At 58.4% G+C, this 18,990-nt stretch carries 17 protein-coding genes; 9 read left to right on the forward strand and 8 right to left on the reverse strand.

Annotated elements, in window-relative coordinates:
- Nucleotides 1-12: 12 nt before the first annotated feature.
- The 7 genes from VOI23_RS08675 to VOI23_RS08705 form a co-directional block, all read right to left on the reverse strand.
- On the reverse strand, nucleotides 13-858 hold the full coding sequence (locus VOI23_RS08675; protein WP_323784171.1) for a mechanosensitive ion channel family protein: 846 nt from the start codon (nucleotides 856-858) through the stop codon (nucleotides 13-15).
- Complete coding sequence (locus VOI23_RS08680) at nucleotides 855-1,151, reverse strand: 4a-hydroxytetrahydrobiopterin dehydratase (protein ID WP_323784173.1); 297 nt, start codon at nucleotides 1,149-1,151, stop codon at nucleotides 855-857. Before VOI23_RS08680 ends, VOI23_RS08675 begins: the two co-directional genes overlap by 4 nt.
- The gene (locus tag VOI23_RS08685; RefSeq protein ID WP_323784175.1) at nucleotides 1,148-2,335 is read right to left on the reverse strand and encodes a GNAT family N-acetyltransferase; all 1,188 of its coding nucleotides are present in this window, start codon (nucleotides 2,333-2,335) and stop codon (nucleotides 1,148-1,150) included. The genes VOI23_RS08680 and VOI23_RS08685 overlap by 4 nt, the downstream gene beginning before the upstream one ends.
- Nucleotides 2,336-2,384: 49 nt before the next feature.
- The gene (locus tag VOI23_RS08690; protein ID WP_323784177.1) at nucleotides 2,385-3,152 is read right to left on the reverse strand and encodes a glycerophosphodiester phosphodiesterase family protein; all 768 of its coding nucleotides are present in this window, start codon (nucleotides 3,150-3,152) and stop codon (nucleotides 2,385-2,387) included.
- Nucleotides 3,149-3,613, reverse strand: coding sequence for a RidA family protein (locus VOI23_RS08695; RefSeq protein WP_323784179.1), 465 nt, complete (start codon nucleotides 3,611-3,613; stop codon nucleotides 3,149-3,151). The genes VOI23_RS08690 and VOI23_RS08695 overlap by 4 nt, the downstream gene beginning before the upstream one ends.
- Before the next feature lie 93 nt (nucleotides 3,614-3,706).
- Nucleotides 3,707-5,014 (reverse strand): HlyD family type I secretion periplasmic adaptor subunit, encoded by a 1,308-nt coding sequence (locus VOI23_RS08700; protein ID WP_323784181.1) that lies wholly within the window; start codon nucleotides 5,012-5,014, stop codon nucleotides 3,707-3,709.
- Nucleotides 5,011-6,744, reverse strand: coding sequence for a type I secretion system permease/ATPase (locus VOI23_RS08705; protein WP_323784184.1), 1,734 nt, complete (start codon nucleotides 6,742-6,744; stop codon nucleotides 5,011-5,013). The genes VOI23_RS08700 and VOI23_RS08705 overlap by 4 nt, the downstream gene beginning before the upstream one ends.
- Nucleotides 6,745-6,950: 206 nt before the next feature.
- Here VOI23_RS08705 and VOI23_RS08710 point away from each other — a divergent pair, with 206 nt between their 5' ends.
- Together VOI23_RS08710 and VOI23_RS08715 are read left to right on the forward strand one after the other, a co-directional pair.
- A complete protein-coding gene (locus VOI23_RS08710) occupies nucleotides 6,951-7,742 on the forward strand; it encodes a VacJ family lipoprotein (RefSeq protein WP_323784186.1) in 792 nt (263 codons plus the stop codon).
- A complete protein-coding gene (locus VOI23_RS08715; protein ID WP_323784188.1) occupies nucleotides 7,732-8,337 on the forward strand; it encodes an ABC transporter substrate-binding protein in 606 nt (201 codons plus the stop codon). Before VOI23_RS08710 ends, VOI23_RS08715 begins: the two co-directional genes overlap by 11 nt.
- Nucleotides 8,338-8,393: 56 nt before the next feature.
- On the opposite strand, the gene VOI23_RS08720 is transcribed toward VOI23_RS08715, so the two are convergent.
- Nucleotides 8,394-10,574: a PBP1A family penicillin-binding protein gene (locus VOI23_RS08720; protein WP_323784190.1), complete on the reverse strand. Its 2,181-nt coding sequence runs from the start codon at nucleotides 10,572-10,574 to the stop codon at nucleotides 8,394-8,396.
- 259 nt (nucleotides 10,575-10,833) lie between these two features.
- Here VOI23_RS08720 and VOI23_RS08725 point away from each other — a divergent pair, with 259 nt between their 5' ends.
- The 7 genes from VOI23_RS08725 (at nucleotide 10,834) to arsJ (ending at nucleotide 18,981) form a co-directional block, all read left to right on the forward strand.
- The gene (locus tag VOI23_RS08725) at nucleotides 10,834-11,172 is read left to right on the forward strand and encodes a P-II family nitrogen regulator (RefSeq protein WP_323784192.1); all 339 of its coding nucleotides are present in this window, start codon (nucleotides 10,834-10,836) and stop codon (nucleotides 11,170-11,172) included.
- Nucleotides 11,173-11,201: 29 nt separating this feature from the next.
- Nucleotides 11,202-12,527: an ammonium transporter gene (locus VOI23_RS08730; RefSeq protein WP_323784194.1), complete on the forward strand. Its 1,326-nt coding sequence runs from the start codon at nucleotides 11,202-11,204 to the stop codon at nucleotides 12,525-12,527.
- Between the two features lie 257 nt (nucleotides 12,528-12,784).
- Complete coding sequence (locus tag VOI23_RS08735) at nucleotides 12,785-15,106, forward strand: Tex family protein (protein WP_323784196.1); 2,322 nt, start codon at nucleotides 12,785-12,787, stop codon at nucleotides 15,104-15,106.
- A gap of 327 nt (nucleotides 15,107-15,433) precedes the next feature.
- Nucleotides 15,434-15,679 (forward strand): DUF2478 domain-containing protein, encoded by a 246-nt coding sequence (locus tag VOI23_RS08740; protein ID WP_323784198.1) that lies wholly within the window; start codon nucleotides 15,434-15,436, stop codon nucleotides 15,677-15,679.
- A 202-nt stretch (nucleotides 15,680-15,881) separates the two neighbouring features.
- A complete protein-coding gene (locus VOI23_RS08745) occupies nucleotides 15,882-16,727 on the forward strand; it encodes an ArsR family transcriptional regulator (protein ID WP_323784200.1) in 846 nt (281 codons plus the stop codon).
- Nucleotides 16,724-17,722: an ArsJ-associated glyceraldehyde-3-phosphate dehydrogenase gene (locus VOI23_RS08750; RefSeq protein WP_323784202.1), complete on the forward strand. Its 999-nt coding sequence runs from the start codon at nucleotides 16,724-16,726 to the stop codon at nucleotides 17,720-17,722. Before VOI23_RS08745 ends, VOI23_RS08750 begins: the two co-directional genes overlap by 4 nt.
- Nucleotides 17,719-18,981, forward strand: a complete 1,263-nt coding sequence (arsJ, locus tag VOI23_RS08755) for an organoarsenical effux MFS transporter ArsJ (RefSeq protein WP_323784204.1) — start codon at nucleotides 17,719-17,721, stop codon at nucleotides 18,979-18,981. Before VOI23_RS08750 ends, arsJ begins: the two co-directional genes overlap by 4 nt.
- The last annotated feature ends 9 nt before the right edge of the window (nucleotides 18,982-18,990 follow it).

Raw genomic sequence — 18,990 nt, forward strand, 5'->3', positions numbered from 1 at the left:
TGCCGCCGCTTTTCAGCCCTGAACGATGGTCCGGGTGGGGAAGGGAATGTCCACCCCAGCGTCGTCCAGCGCTTCTTTCACTTTGCGTTTCATATCGGCCTGATAGGCGAAGTAATCCGACGAATTTACCCAGGTCCGGGCCAGAAAATCGACCGAGGATGCTCCCAGATTGTTGACCTGAACGAATTCTGCCGGATCCGTCAGTGTCCGGGGATCGGCCAGCAAAGTCTGGCGAATGGTATCTTCGGCCAGTTTCAGATCGACACCATAACCAACACCGAACACCCATTCGGCGCGGCGGGTGCCATTGGTCGAATAGTTCGTGATCGTATTGCCCCAGACACTGGCATTGGGAATGATGACCTGCACATTGTCGGGTCGCGCCATTTCGGTGCAATTGAGCGATATATTCTTCACAGTGCCCATCTGTCCCGAAACTTCGACGAAATCGCCAAGTTTGAAGGGACGGAACACCACGATCATCACCCCGGCTGCAACATTGGACAACGTGCCCTGCAACGCCAAACCGATGGCCAGACCCGCAGCACCGATGACCGCCACGATGGACGTTGTCTGCACGCCGAACGTGTTCAGCACGAACAATATTGTGAAGGTCAGGATCGCGTATCGCGCCAGATTGCCGAGGAAGGTGAACAGCGTATTGTCCAGTTCTTCATATTTCTGTGCCAGCCGGATCAGCCGCCGCCGAACCCAGCCCGACACGAAATAGCCCAGCACCAGAAGCGCAACTGCCCCAAGTACAGACCCGACCGCCGAGGCCAGGAATTCTATGGATACCAAGTCTGCGATGGTCTGGTCGTTCCAAACCGGCGTCATCATCAAATCAGTCAGTGTCATTCAGCTAGTTGGTCCATTTTGCGTGCCAGTTTCGCGTCCTGCGCGCTCAGCCCGCCGACGTCGTGGGTGGATAACGTGACCTGCACTCGGTTGTAAACGTTATTCCATTCCGGATGATGTCCCCATTTTTCCGCCCAAAGCGCACAGCGCGTCATAAAGGCGAAAGCGCCTGTGAAATCATCGAAATCGAAGGTCTTGGTGATGGCATCGCGACCCTCCACCATCGCCCATCCGTCATGAAACAAGGGTTCCAGCATGGTCTTGCGGCCGGTATCGCTAAGAAGTTCGGTCATTCCTGTTCCTCCGCTTGTGTCTTTCGAAACGGGCCATAGGCGGTCAGGATTTCGATATCCTCGGCCACTGCGGCCCGTTCGGCCCTTAGATATTGCCCGACCGCCTCGGCAAAGCCGGGATCGGCGATCCAATGCAGCGAATGTGTGGTCGCAGGCAGATAGCCGCGCGCCAGTTTATGTTCGCCCTGCGCGCCCGCTTCGACCCGGTGCAGACCGGAGTCGATGGCGAACTCGATGGCGCGATAGTAGCACGCTTCGAAATGCAGGCAGGGATGATCTTCGATACAGCCCCAATATCGGCCATAAAGCGTCTCGGCGCCGATGAAATTCAGCGCTCCGGCGATGGGCTGGCCGCCACGTTCGGCGATTATCAGCAGGATGTCGTCGCGCATCGTTTCATGGATCAGATCGAAAAACGACCGGGTCAGATAGGGCGTCCCCCATTTGCGCGACCCGGTATCTTGATAGAATCTCCAGAATGCCTCCCAGTGCTGCGGCTGGATGTCGTTTCCGGTCAGCATCCGAATGTCGCCGCCAAACGCATTTGCAGTGCGGCGTTCCTTGCGGATCGTCTTGCGCTTGCGCGAACTGAGCGAGGCGAGGAAATCGTCAAAATCGCGGTAATCGTGATTGAACCAGTGAAACTGCTGGCTGGTGCGGTGCATCAGGCCCATCTGTTCGCCCGCCAGCGCTTCGGCTTCGGTGCAGAAGGTGACATGCAGTGACGACAGCCCGTTGTCCGATCCGATCTGAACCGCGCCTTGGATCAGGGCGCTCATCCCTACGGTATCGAAGCCGGGCCGGGTCAGAAGCCGCCGACCGGTGGCGGGTGTGAACGGCACCGCGATCTGCATTTTGGGATAGTACCGCCCGCCAGCGCGTTCATAGGCATGAGCCCAGTTGTGATCGAAGATGTATTCGCCCTGGCTGTGCGATTTGGCATAAAGCGGGGCACAGGCGATGACCTGTCCACCCGAGCGCGCGATCAGATATTGAGGCTGCCAGCCGGTACCGGGACCGACCGAGCCGCTGTCTTCCAGCGCCTTGAGGAAACGGTAGGTCGTAAACGGGTCGATCGCCCGACCGGTCTGCGCGGTTTCGGGGCAGGCGCAGGCATCCCATTCCGCTGGGTCGACTTGATCCAGCGATCCAAGCAGCTGAATTTCCACGGTTTGATCCGTCATTTCCCAATCCTTTGCGCTCCGCCACTATCTGGGGTGCGACCGGTTTGGATCAAGCCGGATTTTCCGCAAGATAGCCTTCGAAGGTCACATTCTGAGCTATTTTGCGCGCCTCTGCCTCGGCTTCGGGCGACCGGATCGTCCAACATAGCACATTCGCGCCGCGCCGTTTCAGCTCTGCCACCCGCGGGCGATCCAGATCGTCGGCTTCGTGGCTGATGAAGCAGCAGCCCAGAGCGTCGTAATCGGGAATCTCGCGCAGCCGGTCACGGGTGCCGTTGGGCAGCAATTGCCAATCCTCGGACCGGTAGGCAGAGGTGGTCAGTCCGCGCGGAATGTCGGGGCAAAGCCCGGCCATCTTCTGCACCGAATGCGGGCTGAAGGACATCAGCGCGACCGGACCTTCATAGCCTTGCAGCGCGCGCGCCGTGGCTTCTTCCAACTTGCCGATATTAGCACCCATCTGCCCGTCCTGATCCTTGATTTCGATCAGTAGTGGCACCTGTCCCGCGACCTGATCCAGTACCTGCGTCAGCGTTGGCACGGTGTCGGACCCACCCAGCAGGGCTATCTGCCCCAACTCGGCGGCGCTCCGGCGCTGGATCGGGCCCTTCTGGCCGGTCAGCCGCAGCAGATCGTAGTCGTGAAACACCATCGCCTGGCCGTCGGCAGACAGTTGTAGATCGATTTCGATCCCATAGCCGGCTTTGATCGCGGCTTTGATCGCAGCAGGCGAATTTTCCGCCCGGCCCTGTTTAACATCATGCAACGCCCGGTGGGTGATCGGACGTTGCAGGAAAACCTCGGGAAGTTGGGTCATTTGATCTGGAAAATCGCCTCGATTTCCACCGCGACGCCCAAAGGCAAAGACGCGGCTGAAACCGCCGAACGCGAATGACGACCCTGATCGCCAAGCGCTTCGACCAGGAAATCGGAACAGCCGTTGACCACCTGCGGCTGTTCCGTGAAGTCGGAGGTCGAATTTACGAAACCGGTCAGTTTTACCACCCGCACCAGACGATCCAGATCGCCGCTACAGGCCGCTTTACATTGCGCCAACAGAGCAACAGCACAGGTTTTGGCGGCTGCGGTGCCTTCTGCTGTGGTCATGTCTGCACCCAGCTTACCGGTGATCAACCCGTCGGGGCCGTTGGAAATCTGACCCGATACGAACACCAGATCGCCGACCTGCACAAAAGGTACGTAATTGGCTGCAGGTGCTTGGGCCTCGGGCAGGGTGACGCCCAGTTCGGCCAAGCGCGTTTCGATTTGTCCAGTCATGGGGTTTCTCCTGTCATCATGGGTTTGGCGCGACGCTAACGCCATGATCGGCGAATGCAATGCCAAACCACGCGCGCGCTGCGACCGATTTCGTTATTCGCGGAATGCCTTGACAAAATAATCTGACACCGGTTTGAGCAGATAGGCCAGCGGCGTGCGGTCGGCAGTGCGGATAAAGGCTTCTACCGGCATACCGGGCACCAACACGACCCCTTCGGGAAGACGTTCCATTTCACCGTCTTTGATCAGTATTTCAGCCCGGTAATAAGATCGTCCGCTTTTGTCATCGGTAAAGGCGTCGGCAGAGACTTTGCTGACCCTGCCCTTCAGTTCAGGCGTGGTTCTTTGATCCAACGCAGGCAAGCGCAGGACCACGTCCTGACCGGGATAGACCTGATCAATATTGATGGTTTCGATCTGGCTGGCGATCACTAGCGGACGGTCTTGCGGTACCAGAAACATCACCGGATCGGCGGGACGGATCACCGAACGCGGGGCGAAGAACTGCATTCCATACACCACGCCGGAAACCGGCGCGCGAATGTCGAGACGGCCCAGGCGGTTTTTCAAAGACCGGCGATTTTCGGCCAGTTCCAATTCCCGATATTGCAGATCGCGCAGCCGCGATACAGCGTCTTCCCGGCGCGAAGTGTCAAGCTTGAGAATCTCGATCTCGATCTCGGTGATCCTGCCTTCGGCCTGAGCCGCCTGCGCGATCAGGTTGCCGACACGTCCGCTCAGCCCGGCCTGTTCGCGCTGCAAACCGAGGACGCGTGACGACTGCGCCAATCCGCGTTCCAGCAGCGATTGCTGATTTTCCAGCTCTTCATCAATCAGCGCCTGCTGTCGTTCCAGCGCCACTTGCTGTGCCTTGATGCCATCGATCTGGCTGCTGATCTGCGCTTTGCGTTTCTGCAACTGATCAATTTCCTGGGCTTCAGAGGCATCGCGCGCCTGCACCAGCCGGATTTGACCTTCGATCAGGTCATGAACGTCGGGGTTTTCCTTGGCAGCCTGCAGCAGCTCTGGTTCGAATTCGATATCCGACTTGCCGTCTTGTTCCGCTTCCAGACGACCGCGCCGCGCCATCAGTTCGAACAACTGGCCCTCGACGATGGACAGTTCGGATTGCAGATCGGTCGGATCGAGGCGAACCAGCAGTTGATTAGCTTCGACAAAGTCACCTTCTTCGACCAGCAATTCTGAAATTACGCCGCCATCGGGGTGTTGCACCACCTGACGGTTCTGATCGACCTCGATTTGACCGCTGGCAACGATTGCGCCTGCGATCTGGGTCAGGGCCGCCCATGCGCCGAACCCGCCGACCAGCAGCGCCAGCGCGAAAACGCCAATGAAAAGCGGTATCCGGACCGGGAAAGGTTTAGGGCCTAGCGGTATCATTGCATTCCCCCCTGACCGGCGGTTTTCTTCAGTTGTTGCGAATTCTTAACCACTTCTTGCAAGACATCGTCCTTGGGTCCAAACGCTTTGACCGCGCCGTTCTCCAACATCAAAAGCAGGTCGCATTCCTGAATCGCCGCAGGACGGTGCGCCATGATGATCACCGATTTACCTTCGGATTTGAGAGTCCTGATGGCCGAGTTCAGGGCCATCGAGCCTTCGTTGTCGAGGTTGGAATTGGGTTCGTCCAACACCAGGATCACCGGGGCGGAATACATCGCCCGCGCCAGTCCGATACGTTGAATCTGTCCGCCTGACAGCCGCCCGCCGGATGCGGTGACGCGGGTGTCATAGCCATCGGGCAGTTTCACAATCATCGAATGTGCATCTGCGCGTTTGGCAGCTGCTACGATTTTTTCCGGGTCGGGTTCGGGGGACAGGCGGGCGATGTTTTCAGCGATGGTACCGTCAAACAGTTCCACCCGCTGCGGCAGATAGCCGATCAATTGGCCCAGAACCGTTGGATCGTACTGGTCCAGAGTCGCACCGTCGAGCCGGATCTTGCCGCCCGCAGGCCGCCAAAGCCCGGTGATCGCGCGCGCCAGCGATGATTTGCCAGCACCGGACGGGCCGATTACCCCCAGCGCAGTGCCTGGTGGCAGCATGAAGTTGATCATCCGCAGCGTTGCCTGCGCTTCGCCCGGCGGCACCACGGTCAGGCTTTGCACTTCCAGTTTCGCCTGCGGGGTCGGCAACGGCGTCCGTTCGGTTTCCGGCGGTACCATCGACAGCAGTTCGGCCAGATTGTGCCATCCTTTGCTGGCGCGCTGCACCACCGACCACTGATTGATCAACATCTCGATCGGGGCCAGAGCCCGGCCCATCAGGATCGATCCTGCGATCATGGCGCCGGGCGACAATTCGCCATGCAGCACCAGATACGCCCCCAGTCCAAGCATGGCTGATTGCAGGAATTGCCGGAAGGTTTTCGACAGAACCGAGAAGCCCCCGCCGGAATCGGTTGCGGTGATGTATTGGCTCAATGCACGATTTCGGCTTTTCTCCCAACGATGGAAGGTGGCTTCGCGCATACCCATCGCCTGCACTGATTCGGCCTCGGCTTGCAGTTGTGAAGCGAAATGTTCAGACGCCACAACGGATTGATTGGCCTGAGCCATCGGTTGCCGGGTCAAGGTCTGGTTGGCCAAAGTAATCAGGACAAGAACAACGCCGCCGCTGATCGCCAGATAGCCAAGCCAAGGATGGAAGATCATGATCCCGAACAAGAAAAATGGCGTCCAGGGGATGTCGAAAAATGCAGTGAGCGCGGGTGAGCTGATCAGCCGCTGCACGGATTCCAGATCTCGCAGGCCAGTGGCGGTCAGTTGGTCGGGCTTCAGCGCTGACTTGCGGATCACGGCGTCAAAAACGCGGCGATCCAGTCGTGCCTGAAACCGTGCGCCGACCCGCGCCATGATCCGAGTCCGGGCGACATCCAGCAATCCCATCATAAAGAACAGGAAGGCCACCAGCAGGGTCAGGCCAAACAGGGTTTCAACCGATCGGCTGCCCAATACGCGGTCATAAACCTGTAGCATGTAAAGAGGGCTGGTGAGCATCAAAAGATTGACGAAGAAGCTGAACAGAGCGACCGCCCAATATAGCCCTCGGCTCTCGCGCCGTGCAGCCAGCAATTCCTGTCGACCGGTTTCCATCTGTCTGGGAGTCATCCGCGTCATTCCGCCAGTTTTACAATTAGTGTCATACGGGTAATAGTCCGCCGTGTCCTGCCGCGCTATAAAGTGCCAAAGGTGTTCCTATGCTGCTAATCCGCCACATCTGGTGCTTATGCTTTTCCAATGGGCTGAGATATGAGATATGCGTGACCAAGATAACTGTCAAAGTTTAGAATTCGGCTGTAGAATTGACTGATCATATGAAGAAATACAAGCGGGGCTTTACTGGCAAAACCATATTGATCGGCTTTGCACTGTCCATTACCCTTTCAGCCTGTACGCCGGTTGACCCGTCGTTGATGACCAGCGGCGGTGTGTTCGACCCTTACGAGGCAACCAACCGTAAAAACCATGAATTCAACCGTGCCGTGGACCGCGCCTTGCTGCGGCCTGTGGGCAAGGGATATGCCAGCGTCATACCCGGCGATATCCAGACCAGCATCGGGAATTTCGGGGATAACCTGTCTGAACCCAGTATGGCCGTGAACCATATGCTGCAGGCGGACATGAAGGGTTTGAGTGTAAATTTCTACCGTTTCCTGATCAACTCCACACTGGGTATGGCGGGTCTGTTTGACGTCGCCGCAGAATTCGGTGTGAACAAGGACGATACGGATTTCGGCGAAACCCTACATGTCTGGGGCGCGCCGGAAGGGGCCTATGTCGAATTGCCGCTACTGGGACCATCAAATGAACGTGATGCCGTGGGAAAAGTCGTCGATCTGTTCACTGATCCGCTTTCAAATGTCATTCCAAGCCCCGAAAAATATTACGGAACCGCTGCACGGGTCGCGGCTAAGGTCGGTGATCGGGGACGCTATTCGGATACGGTCGATTCGGTCCTCTATGACAGCGCCGACAGCTATTCCCAGACACGTCTGATATTTACACAAAAACGCCGCTTTGAACTTGGCGGCGGCGGTTCGGATACTTATTCTGATCCTTATTCCGACCCTTATTCTGATCCGTATGGGGACCCCTATGCTGAATAAATCTTCCCGCCGGTCGTTTTTGTCACAGATCAGCGCTACCGCACTGGCCGCGATGCTGCCCATGCCTGCCTTCGCGCTCAGCGCCAGCCGCGCCAAAACACTGGTCGACAGGCTGGTTGCGGATATCAATCAGGTGATCGATTCAGGAAAATCTGAAAACCTGATGCTCAAGGAGTTCGAAAGGATATTCGACCGCTACGCCGATGTCCCGACGATCGCGCGCTATGCGCTTGGTGTCGACGCTCGCCGCGCCAGCCCTGCACAGTTGAGTGAATTCACCAAAGTGTTTCAGCGGTATATTTCGATCAAATACGGCAAACGGTTCCGTGAATTCATTGGCGGGAAAATCGTGGTGGATTCGGCGCGTCAGATCAAAAGCTTTATTGAGGTGAAGACCACCGCGCATTTGCGCGGCGAAGCACCGTTCGATGTGACGTTTCTTGTGTCGGACAAAAGTGGGTCCGAAAAGTTCTTCAACATGTTCATCGAAGGAATCAACATGTTGTTGACCGAGCGAGACGAAATCGGTGCAATGCTGGATCAGCGCGGCGGCAATATCGATGCAATGATCGCAGATTTGCGCAAGGTTTCATAACCTTTCCCATCTGGGCGATAGTGATAAACGGCGCGGTTCAGCCCGCGCCGTTTCTGTTACCGGTCTCCGGTCCCCAGAAGATCGCGCAGCAGCTTGTCGATACCTCCCCGAGTGTCGTCGTTGCTGTCATTTCTGACCTTGGTTTTCTTCGGCGGGCTACCGTCACGCAGCATCGGCAGCGGCTTGGGGTCGATCCCATCGTGAACGCGAGTCATGGTCTCGTGCCAGATTTCGGCGGGCAGACCCGATCCGGTCACCCCGGAAAGCGGCGTGTTATTGTCATAGCCCATCCAAACTCCGGCTACATAATCGGCGCTGAACCCGATAAACCATGCATCCTTTGCATCCGAAGACGTGCCGGTTTTACCCGCCACTTCCCGGTCGTCCAGGTTGGCGCGGCGGCCCGATCCGCGGGTCGCCACATTATACATCATCCAGGTTAGTTCGCGCGCCGCATTTTCGCTGATCACGCGTTCGCGGATACCACCGGTGGCGGTCATCAGCGGATCGTCATCACCCTGCATGCGCAATTCGACCAGCCCATAGGGCGTAACCGAACTGCCGCCATTGAGGATGCCGGCATACGCGCCGGTCATCTCGATCAACGTGGTTTCCGACGCGCCAAGCGCCAGCGCCGGCCCCTGGGCCAGGTCGGATTTGATGCCAAACCCTTCGGCCACCCGGCGCACATTATCAAGCCCGGCTGCCCGTGCCATCTTGACTGCAGGAATGTTAAGCGAGCTGCGCAGCGCTTCGGTCAGCGTCACCTCGCCGTGGTATTTCTTGTCGTAATTCTTCGGTGACCATGGACCAGATCCGGGAATGTTGATGGTCAGCGGTTCGTCCATCACCGTGTCGTTCGATGACCAGCCCAGTTCCAGCGCGGTCGCATAGACGAAGGGTTTGAAGGCCGACCCTGATTGTCGTTTCGCGGTGGTGGCGCGGTTGAATACTCCAGACACCCGGGTTTCACGCCCGCCGACCATGGCGCGCACCGCGCCATCGGCCGACATCACCACGATGGCGGCCTGCGCCTCTGATCCGTCTTTGACCTTTTCGCTGTAGATGTAATTCATCGCCTCTTCGGCGGCTTTCTGAATGCGCTGATCCAGCGTGGTGCGGATGACCACATCCGAGGTGCTGTTGCGGGTAAAAAATTCCGGTCCCGAGGACATTACCCAGTCGGCGAAATATCCGCCCGCCCGCGCTTCGGCCGCAGGTGAAAGTTCTGCTGGGTGGTTCAGCGCGTTCTGTGCGGCAGTATCCGATAGGTAGCCTTGATCGCGCATCAGGTCGATCACCACCGCAGCACGGTTTTGCGACCGTTGCAGATTGTTGGTTGGTGCCAGAGATGTCGGCGCGGTCAGCAGTCCCGCCAACATTGCGCCTTCAGCCGGGTCCAGCGCCGAGGCGGGTTTGCCAAAGAACCGTTGCGCGGCGGCTTCTGCACCATAAGCACCGCCACCCATATAGGCGCGGTTCAGGTAGATCGAAAGGATTTCGTCCTTGCTGTATTTGCTCTCCATCGCCAGCGCATAGATCGCTTCTTTGATTTTGCGCCAAAGTGATCCTTGACGACAATCGGATTCATAGGCGGCTTCGCTTTCCCAGTCGTCGGAGTTGTATTCGACCCCCAGGCAAAGCAGTTTCGCGGTCTGCTGGGTAATGGTCGATCCGCCATGTCCGGACAGCGGTCCACGCCCTTCGCGCAGGTTGATCCGGATCGCGCTGGCGACGCCACGCGGCGAGATGCCGAAATGGCGATAGAACCGTTTGTCTTCGGTTGCGACCACGGCGTTTTTGAGATGCGGCGATACCGCGTCGGCTGTCACCACCCCACCGAACTGATCACCGCGCCAGGCAAAGACCTGTCCATCGCGGTCGGTCATGGTGACCGACCCTTTGGCGCGGCCATCCAGTACCGCCCCGGCTTCGGGTAAGGTGGTATAGACATAGCCCACCGACAAGGCGACGATCAGCGCGACGACCGCTCCGACGCGCCAGCTGAACCCCCATATAACGCGCAGGATCAGACCAATCAGCCGTTTGAAAAAGCGCAGGATCGGATTGCCGGCCGGTTTGGCCGACGCTTTGCGTTTGGTCGGCCGCCGTTTTGGCTTTGCCGATTTCGAAGCTGCCGCCTTTTTCGGTGTCGATGCTTTCGATTTGGTCTTGGATGTCTTGGAATAACGTCGTTCGGCCACCAAGGGCGGCTTCTTTCGACCTGAATCACTCATGTCCAATCCTGCTCGGCTCGTTCTTTTTTCGCATGATACATGTCTGTGCCGTGAATGTTGAGGCCTTCTATGCCGCCCATTTACGTTTTCATTGAGATGAAAAAATGGGCAAAAATGTATATATGATGAAAAATTAATCTACTTTGCATGAGAGTTGGCGCAATTTTGGGCCGTTCGCTTCTCTCTGATACTGGGTTTCGTGTTCATTAGCCCTGTAATCCAGCGGGACCACCCGCACCATAACGACAAGGGGATCAAGGTGAAACTCATCATTGCAACGATCAAACCGTTCAAGCTGGAGGAGGTCCGTGAAGCACTGACCGACATCGGCGTGCGCGGCATGATGGTGACCGAAATCAAGGGGTTCGGTTCGCAGTCGGGTCATACGGAAATCTATCGCGGCGCTGAATACGCGGTGAACTTCGTGCCCAAAGTGAAACTGGAAATCGTGGTGGACTCGGCCATGGCCGATCAGGTGGTTGAAACCATCACCACCACCGCACGCACCGGCAAGATCGGTGACGGCAAAATTTTCGTGCTGGACGTGGCGCAGGCCGTACGCGTGCGGACCGGCGAAACGAATGATGACGCGTTGTAAGCCGCGGACAGGGGAATAAGGAAATGCAAATGAACCGTATCACGAAACTTGGCCTGGCCGCCGCGCTGATCGCGCTGCCGAGCCTGGGTCTGGCCCAAGAGGCCGATGTGACCCCGCCGAACGAAGAAATCGGCTATATTCTCAACACCTTTATGTTCCTCGTCACCGGCTTCTTGGTGATGTGGATGGGCGCGGGCTTCTCGATGCTCGAAGCTGGGCTGGTGCGTTCCAAGAACGTGGCGATGCAGTCGCTCAAGAACGTTGCATTGTTCGCCATCGCCGCGATCATGTACTATCTGGTTGGCTACAACCTGATGTATCCGGGCGATGGCTGGACCATCACCAACGTCCTGGGTGCGTTCAGCCCCGCGTCGATGGAACCGGTTGGCCTGGCTGATACCGAAACCGATCTGACCTATGCGTCGGTGGGTTCGGACTTCTTCTTCCAGTTGATGTTCTGCGCCACCACCGCTTCGATCGTTTCGGGCACGCTGGCCGAGCGCATCAAGCTGTGGCCCTTCCTGATCTTTACCGTAATCCTGACCGGCCTGATCTACCCGATCCAGGCGTCGTGGAAGTGGGGCGGCGGTTTCCTGGATGCGAATTACGGCTTCCTGGACTTCGCAGGCTCGACCGTCGTGCATTCGGTTGGCGGCTGGGCTGCTCTGGCCGGCGCGCTGATCCTTGGTCCGCGTATCGGGAAATACAAAGATGGCAAAACCCACCCGATGCCCGGTTCGAACCTGACTCTGGCAACTCTGGGGACGTTCATCCTGTGGCTGGGTTGGTTCGGCTTCAATGGCGGGTCGCAGCTCTATATGGACACGGCCGGCAACGTCGCTGACATCAGCCGCATCTTCGCCAACACCAACACCGCAGCTGCAGGTGGTGCCATCGCCGCACTGATCCTGACCCAGCTGCTGTACAAGAAGCCGGATATCACCATGGTGCTGAACGGCGCACTGGCGGGTCTGGTTTCGATCACCGCCGAACCGCTGACCCCATCCTTGGGCGCAGCAACCCTGATCGGGGCCGTAGGTGGTATTCTGGTGGTCTTCGCCGTGCCGTTCCTGGACAAGCTGAAGATCGACGACGTTGTTGGCGCGATCCCGGTTCACCTGATTTGCGGTATCTGGGGCACCCTGGCGGTTTGCTTGACCAACGGTGACGCGACCTTCGGCGGTCAGCTGATCTCGATCGTTATCGTCGGTGTCTTCACCTTCGTGGTCTCGTCAGTTGTCTGGTTTATACTCAAGGCCACCATGGGCATCCGTGTCGGCGAAGAGGAAGAAATCTCGGGTCTCGACATGGCCGAGCTGGGGATGGAAGCTTATCCCGAATTCACCAAGGGCTGATATTCCTTCCTGATCAGTTCTTACTATCTGGCCCGGGCGTTCAAAGCGCCCGGGTCTTTTTTGTCGGCGGGGCAGAAATGTGCGCCCGTTTCGGGCACGGAGGTTTCGCGCTGACGCGCGGGTTTGCGAGGCTCTGCCTCGCGCTCCGGAGTATTTTTGCCAAGATGAAACGCTGTGCCAGCGCGAAGTTTTCCGTCTTGCGTGGCGCCAAGGGAGGGCTATGGTGTCGGTCCCTGATTTCAAGATTTCGGACCCCCATGGCCAAAGATTCCTCGCATCGCATCCTTCAGACAATCGCCCGCGATATTGCAGCCCGTCCCGAACAGGTGAATGCGGCCGTGCAAATGCTGGACGAAGGCGCGACGGTGCCTTTCGTGGCGCGATACCGGAAAGAGGCGACCGGGGGGTTGGACGATTCGCAGCTGCGTCTGTTGTCCGAGAGGTTGGGCTATCTGCGCGACCTTGAAGCGCGCCGCGACACGATTGTGAAATCGATCAAGGATCAGGACAAGCTGACCGATGATCTGGCCCGCGCGATTGCGCAGGCCGACACCAAGGCGCAGCTGGAAGATCTGTATCTGCCCTATAAGCCCAAGCGCCGAACCCGGGCGATGATTGCACGGGAAAATGGGCTGGGCCCGCTTGTCGACGCGATTCTGGCGGATCGCAGTGCCGATCCCGAAATCCTTGCGCAGACCTATATCACCGAGGCGGTCCCGAGCGTGAAGGACGCGTTGAATGGGGCCCGGGACATTGTCGCCGAAACCCTGAGCGAAAATGCCGGTCTGATCGGGCGGTTGCGCGATTTCATGCATAAGGAAGCCATTCTCAGCGCCAGGGTGATCGAAGGTCAGGAGCAGAAAGGCGCGAAGTTTTCCGACTATTTCGCCCATTCCGAACCTTGGGCCGGTGTGCCCAGTCACCGGGCGCTGGCGATGATGCGGGCCAGCAACGAAGGTGTCCTGAGCGTTGATATCGCGCCCGATCCCGAAACCGGCATCGCCCGAGCCGAGGCGATGGTTGCTGCCGTGTTGCAAACCACGAGCGACGGTCCCGGCGATCAATGGCTGCGCAAGACTGCGGGCTGGACGTGGCGGGTGAAGCTGAGTCTGACGATGATGCTCGACCTGATGAGCGATCTGCGCAAACGGGCGCAGGACGAAGCGATCAGGGTTTTTGCCCGCAATCTGAAGGACCTGCTATTGGCAGCCCCCGCCGGGGCAAAATGCACGATCGGGCTGGATCCCGGTATCCGGACGGGCGTCAAGGTTGCGGTGGTCGATGCCACCGGCAAGCTGTTGGAGACCGATACGATCTATCCGTTCCAACCGAAAAACGACCTGCGCGGGGCGCAGGCGGCCTTGGCTGCGCTGATTGGGAAATACCCGGTCGAACTGATCGCCATCGGCAATGGTACCGCCAGCCGGGAAACCGAAAAAATGGTTGCCGATCTGCTGCACACCCTTGGCGCACCGAAACCGACCAAGGTGGTGGTGTCCGAGGCCGGTGCCTCGGTCTATTCCGCGTCAGAACTGGCGGCGCGGGAATTCCCGGACCTCGATGTGTCCTTGCGCGGCGCTGTGTCGATTGCCCGCCGATTGCAGGATCCGCTGGCCGAACTGGTAAAAATCGAACCGAAATCCATCGGCGTTGGCCAGTATCAGCACGATGTCGATCAATATCAGCTGAGCCGCGCGCTGGAAGCGGTGGTCGAGGATGCGGTGAATGCGGTCGGTGTCGATCTGAACATGGCATCGGCCCCTCTGCTGGCCCGGGTTTCCGGTCTGGGTGAGGCGCTGGCCGAAGCGGTGGTGGCCCATCGCAACGCCAATGGCGCGTTCCGCACCCGGAAGCAGCTGCTGGATGTCGCCCGTCTTGGACCGCGCGCTTTTGAGCAATGCGCCGGGTTCCTGCGCATTGTCGATGGCGATGAGCCGCTCGATGCCTCTGCCGTGCATCCCGAAGCTTATGGCGTTGCGCGCCGGATCGTGCAGGCTTGCGGTCGTGATTTGCGCAGCCTGATGGGGGATGAACGGCACCTGCGCGGCGTGCGGGCCGAGGATTTCGTTGACGATCAATTCGGCCTGCCGACGGTGCGCGATATTCTGTCAGAACTGGAAAAGCCCGGCCGCGATCCTCGCCCCGGGTTCAAAACCGCCAGCTTTGCCGACGGGATTGAGGATATCAAAGACCTCAAACCGGGGCTGTTGCTGGAGGGTACTGTAACGAATGTCGCCGCTTTCGGAGCCTTCGTTGATATCGGTGTGCATCAGGATGGTCTGGTTCATGTCAGTCAACTGGCGGACCGTTTCGTCAAGGACCCGCATGAGGTGGTGAAAGCCGGCGATGTGGTAAAGGTGCGGGTGACGGAAGTAGATGTTTCGCGCAAACGCATCGGCCTGTCGATGCGCAAGGATGTCGGCAAAGGAGACCGTCCCGGCGGTGGGGCGCGCGACAAGGGCGCAGCTAAACCATCCCGCAAAGCGGCGGGGCAACAGTCCCGCAAACCCGACGATGCTAAGCCCGGTGGCAATGGTGCGCTTGGGGCCGCGCTGATGGATGCGATGAAACAGCGCTGAAGGTCGAACTTGCTGTTGGTAGCAAACTCCGCTTTGCTTGTCCGGCGCTGGAAATTTGGGGGCGGCAATGCGGATCTGCTATGTGAATGCGACAGAGCGCGGGCAAACCAACCGGTTGCTGGCGGCATTGGCCGACCGGCTGGCCGCGAAGGGGCTGCGCTTGGCAGGTGCGGTGTAGGTTGATCGGGAATGCGACAGCGGCGATAGATGTAATACGGATCTGCGTCTTCTGCCCTCGGGTCCGGTAATCCGTATTCGCAAAATCTCGGGTCTGCGGCGTAGGGGTGCCGGCTTGATCCGCAGGCGCTGGAACAAGCCGTTGCTCAGGTGAACCGACAGATTGAACAGGGTGCTGACCTTCTGATCATCAACAAATTTGGCAAACACGAAGCCGAAGGTCGCGGGTTTCGCAACACTGTCGCCTTGGCGCTTGAGGCTGATATCCCGGTTCTCAACGGCATTAACCGGACCAATTTTGACGCCTTTCAGAACTTCACCGGCGGGGTGGCGGAAAACGCGGGAGGCGATATGCAGGCCTTGGACGACTGGCGGGCTTTCTTCCCCACGTCCTGATCCGTTCCGACCGTACAGCCAACGCGCCAGCCGGGTGTTCTGTGAGACCGCGTTCGGTCTGAACTCAGCACCTTTTGCTTAGTTTTTCCTAAGAGGCCTGACAGAACAGGAGCAAAGAAAAGGTCCGGTAGTCCGGGGCTATTCGTACCGCTGTCATAAAAAATTCACTTTCAACAGTCATTAATTCCATTATTCATGAAATATGGAAAAATTGATTCTCACCCGCCTGAACGTCCTTGGCCATCCTGGTCGTATGGCCGTATTCCGTCTTCTGATGCGCCGACTTCCCGATGCTGTGCCAGCGGGTGAAATCGGTCAGGCGCTGGCGATCAAGCCCTCCACGCTTTCGGTCTACCTTTCGGCTCTCTGTGGGGCGGGATTGATCGGTCAGCGGCGCGAAGGCACGTCGATCCTTTACAGCGCAAGAGCTCAGGCCGGGGGCGAGATCGTCGATTTCCTGTTCAATGACTGTTGCCGCGGGCGCCCGGAAACTTGTGCGCCTGTATCCAGGGTTTTTCGAGAAGGTTTCCCGGACATGTCCGACAGAAAATATAACGTGCTTTTCATCTGTACGGGCAATTCTGCCCGATCGATCTTTGCTGAAACGATCTTGCGCGACCAAGCGGGAGAGCGCTTTGATGTCTATTCTGCGGGAACCCGTCCTTATTCCCAGCTTGACCCTTTCGCGCTCGAGGTTCTGAAGGCAAAGGGGCATGACATTTCAGGGCTTCGCGCCAAGAATGTCTCAGAGTTCTGCGCCCCTGATGCACCGCAGATGGATTTTGTGTTCACGGTCTGCGATCAGGCTGCCAACGAAGAATGCCCCGCATGGGAAGGCCAGCCCGTAAGTGCGCATTGGGGGATGCCCGACCCGGTCAAGGCCGAAGGGACCGATGCCCAGAAAAGCCTCGCGTTTCAGCAGGCCTATGGCGCTTTGCGCAACCGGATCCTTTCCTTTACCGCGCTGCCGCTCGACTCGCTCGACCGGATCTCGTTGCAAAAGGCGGTTGATGACATTGCACGCGAAACGCCGGAGGTGACAACATGACGGTTTATGCACTGAACGGCCTTGGTCGAATGGGGAAGCTGGCGCTGCGCCCGTTGCTTGAGCGCGGTGCCAAGATTGCGTGGATAAACGATGCCGTGGGCGATGCGGAAATGCATGCTCACCTGCTGGAATTCGACACGGTTCACGGACGTTGGGATGCTGCTTTTTCCCATGATGCGGACGGCGTGACAATTGATGGTGATCGACTGCCTTTCATTGGTGTCTCAAGGATCGAAGACCTGCCGCTCGACGGGGTCGATGTCGTCATTGACTGTACCGGAGCGTTCAAATCCGAAGCGAAGCTTGCCCCCTATTTCGATAGAGGCGTGCGCAAAGTGGTGGTTTCAGCGCCGGTCAAGGATGGTGATGCGGCCAATATCGTTTGCGGCGTCAACGCTGACAGCTATGACCCGGCGCGCCACAGGATCGTGACGGCGGCCAGTTGCACGACGAACTGTCTCGCGCCGGTGGTGAAAGTCATCCATGAAAACATCGGTATCCGTCACGGTTCGATCACAACCATTCACGATGTGACCAACACCCAGACCATCGTCGACCGTCCGGCCAAGGACAAACGGCGCGCCCGCTCTGCGCTCAATTCACTGATCCCGACAACCACGGGCAGCGCCACCGCGATTACGCTGATTTATCCCGAACTCACTGGCCGCCTGAATGGTCACGCCGTGCGGGTGCCGCTGCTGAATGCCTCGATTACCGATTGCGTGTTCGAAGTCGAACGCGAAACCAGCGTTGAAGAGGTCAATGCGCTGTTCAAGACAGCCGCCGAGACCGAACTGCGCGGCATTCTGGGATATGAGGAACGGCCACTGGTGTCGGCCGATTACACCAATGACACCCGTTCGGCGATCGTGGATGCGCCCTCGACCATGGTGGTGAACGGAACGCAGGTGAAAATCTACGCCTGGTATGACAACGAAATGGGCTATGCGCATCGGCTGGTTGATGTCGCTCTGATGGTCGGGGAACCACTGTGACCACCCGCCCCGAAGGCCTGTCTGCCTATGTCGCCGTCACAGCGGCCTACTGGGCGTTCATGCTGACCGATGGTGCCTTGCGGATGCTTGTTCTTCTGCATTTCCATACCCTCGGTTTTAGCCCGGTTCAGCTCGCCTATCTGTTCGTTCTGTATGAAATCGCCGGGATGATCACCAATCTCGCTGCCGGCTGGATCGCGGTGCGCTTCGGGCTGACCTCTACCCTCTATGCAGGGCTTGGTCTTCAGGTTGTCGCTTTGCTCGCCCTTGCGCAGCTCGATCCGGGCTGGGCGATCGGTTTTTCGGTCCTCTATGTCATGCTGGTCCAAGGCGCGAGTGGTGTGGCAAAGGATCTTGCGAAGATGTCTTCCAAGTCCGCTGTCAAACTACTGGCCCCGAAGGAAGATGGCGGTTTGTTTCGTTGGGTCGCGATCCTGACCGGGTCTAAGAACGCGGTGAAAGGGGTTGGCTTTCTTCTTGGGGCGGCGCTGCTGGCAACGCTGGGTTTCGTCTGGGCGGTGCTTGCAATGGCCTTGGTTCTCGCTGCGATACTGATCACAGTGCTGCTTAGCATGCCGCCCGGATTGCCAAAGGGACGCAAGGGGGTGAAGTTCTCCGAGGTGTTTTCGAAATCCGCCAATGTGAACTGGCTCAGCGCGGCCCGGGTGTTCCTGTTTTGCGCGCGCGATGTCTGGTTCGTGGTCGGAATCCCGATCTATTTCTACGGCGTCCTGTCCGATGGCAGCGAGGACGGCAATCGTGCCGCTTTCTTCATGGTGGGGACCTTCATGGCGGTCTGGATCATTCTCTACGGCGCAGTGCAGGCCGCCGCGCCGCGTCTGTTGCGGGCCTCGGCGTGCCCCGAATACGAGCTGATCAGGGCCGCGCGCGGCTGGGCGGTTGTTTTGTTCGTGATCCCGGCAGTGCTGGCGGCGGGTACGGCGCTATCGCCGGGGCCGACCCCGGCGATGACGGTGGCCCTTGTTATTGGTTTACTTGTCTTCGGGGGGCTTTTTGCTGTCAATTCGTCGCTCCATTCCTACCTGATCCTCGCTTTTGCGCAGGAAGAACGGGTCACGATGGATGTCGGGTTCTACTATATGGCCAACGCCGGCGGACGCCTGATTGGCACGGTTCTGTCCGGGCTGACCTATCAGGCTGGTGGGCTCGCCTTGTGCCTGGCTGCCGCTGCCGCCATGGTCGGGTTCAGTGCGCTGGCTGCAGGCCGGCTTGAACCTCATGAAAAACAAGCTGCATGAATATCATTC

This window comes from Thalassovita sp. (assembly GCF_034670005.1).
Taxonomy (GTDB): Bacteria; Pseudomonadota; Alphaproteobacteria; order Rhodobacterales; family Rhodobacteraceae; genus Thalassobius.

Excerpts from the sequence above, each read along its gene's own strand:
- VOI23_RS08750 (WP_323784202.1), top strand. The coding sequence starts at position 16,724 with ATGACGGTTTATGCACTGAACGGCCTTGGTCGAATGGGGAAGCTGGCG.
- VOI23_RS08735 (WP_323784196.1), top strand. The coding sequence starts at position 12,785 with ATGGCCAAAGATTCCTCGCATCGCATCCTTCAGACAATCGCCCGCGAT.
- VOI23_RS08705 (WP_323784184.1), bottom strand. The coding sequence starts at position 6,744 with ATGACTCCCAGACAGATGGAAACCGGTCGACAGGAATTGCTGGCTGCA.
- VOI23_RS08680 (WP_323784173.1), bottom strand. The coding sequence starts at position 1,151 with ATGACCGAACTTCTTAGCGATACCGGCCGCAAGACCATGCTGGAACCC.
- VOI23_RS08700 (WP_323784181.1), bottom strand. The coding sequence starts at position 5,014 with ATGATACCGCTAGGCCCTAAACCTTTCCCGGTCCGGATACCGCTTTTC.
- VOI23_RS08710 (WP_323784186.1), top strand. The coding sequence starts at position 6,951 with ATGAAGAAATACAAGCGGGGCTTTACTGGCAAAACCATATTGATCGGC.
- VOI23_RS08685 (WP_323784175.1), bottom strand. The coding sequence starts at position 2,335 with ATGACGGATCAAACCGTGGAAATTCAGCTGCTTGGATCGCTGGATCAA.
- VOI23_RS08695 (WP_323784179.1), bottom strand. The coding sequence starts at position 3,613 with ATGACTGGACAAATCGAAACGCGCTTGGCCGAACTGGGCGTCACCCTG.
- VOI23_RS08715 (WP_323784188.1), top strand. The coding sequence starts at position 7,732 with ATGCTGAATAAATCTTCCCGCCGGTCGTTTTTGTCACAGATCAGCGCT.
- VOI23_RS08675 (WP_323784171.1), bottom strand. The coding sequence starts at position 858 with ATGACACTGACTGATTTGATGATGACGCCGGTTTGGAACGACCAGACC.
- VOI23_RS08745 (WP_323784200.1), top strand. The coding sequence starts at position 15,882 with ATGGAAAAATTGATTCTCACCCGCCTGAACGTCCTTGGCCATCCTGGT.
- VOI23_RS08730 (WP_323784194.1), top strand. The coding sequence starts at position 11,202 with ATGAACCGTATCACGAAACTTGGCCTGGCCGCCGCGCTGATCGCGCTG.
- VOI23_RS08720 (WP_323784190.1), bottom strand. The coding sequence starts at position 10,574 with ATGAGTGATTCAGGTCGAAAGAAGCCGCCCTTGGTGGCCGAACGACGT.
- VOI23_RS08690 (WP_323784177.1), bottom strand. The coding sequence starts at position 3,152 with ATGACCCAACTTCCCGAGGTTTTCCTGCAACGTCCGATCACCCACCGG.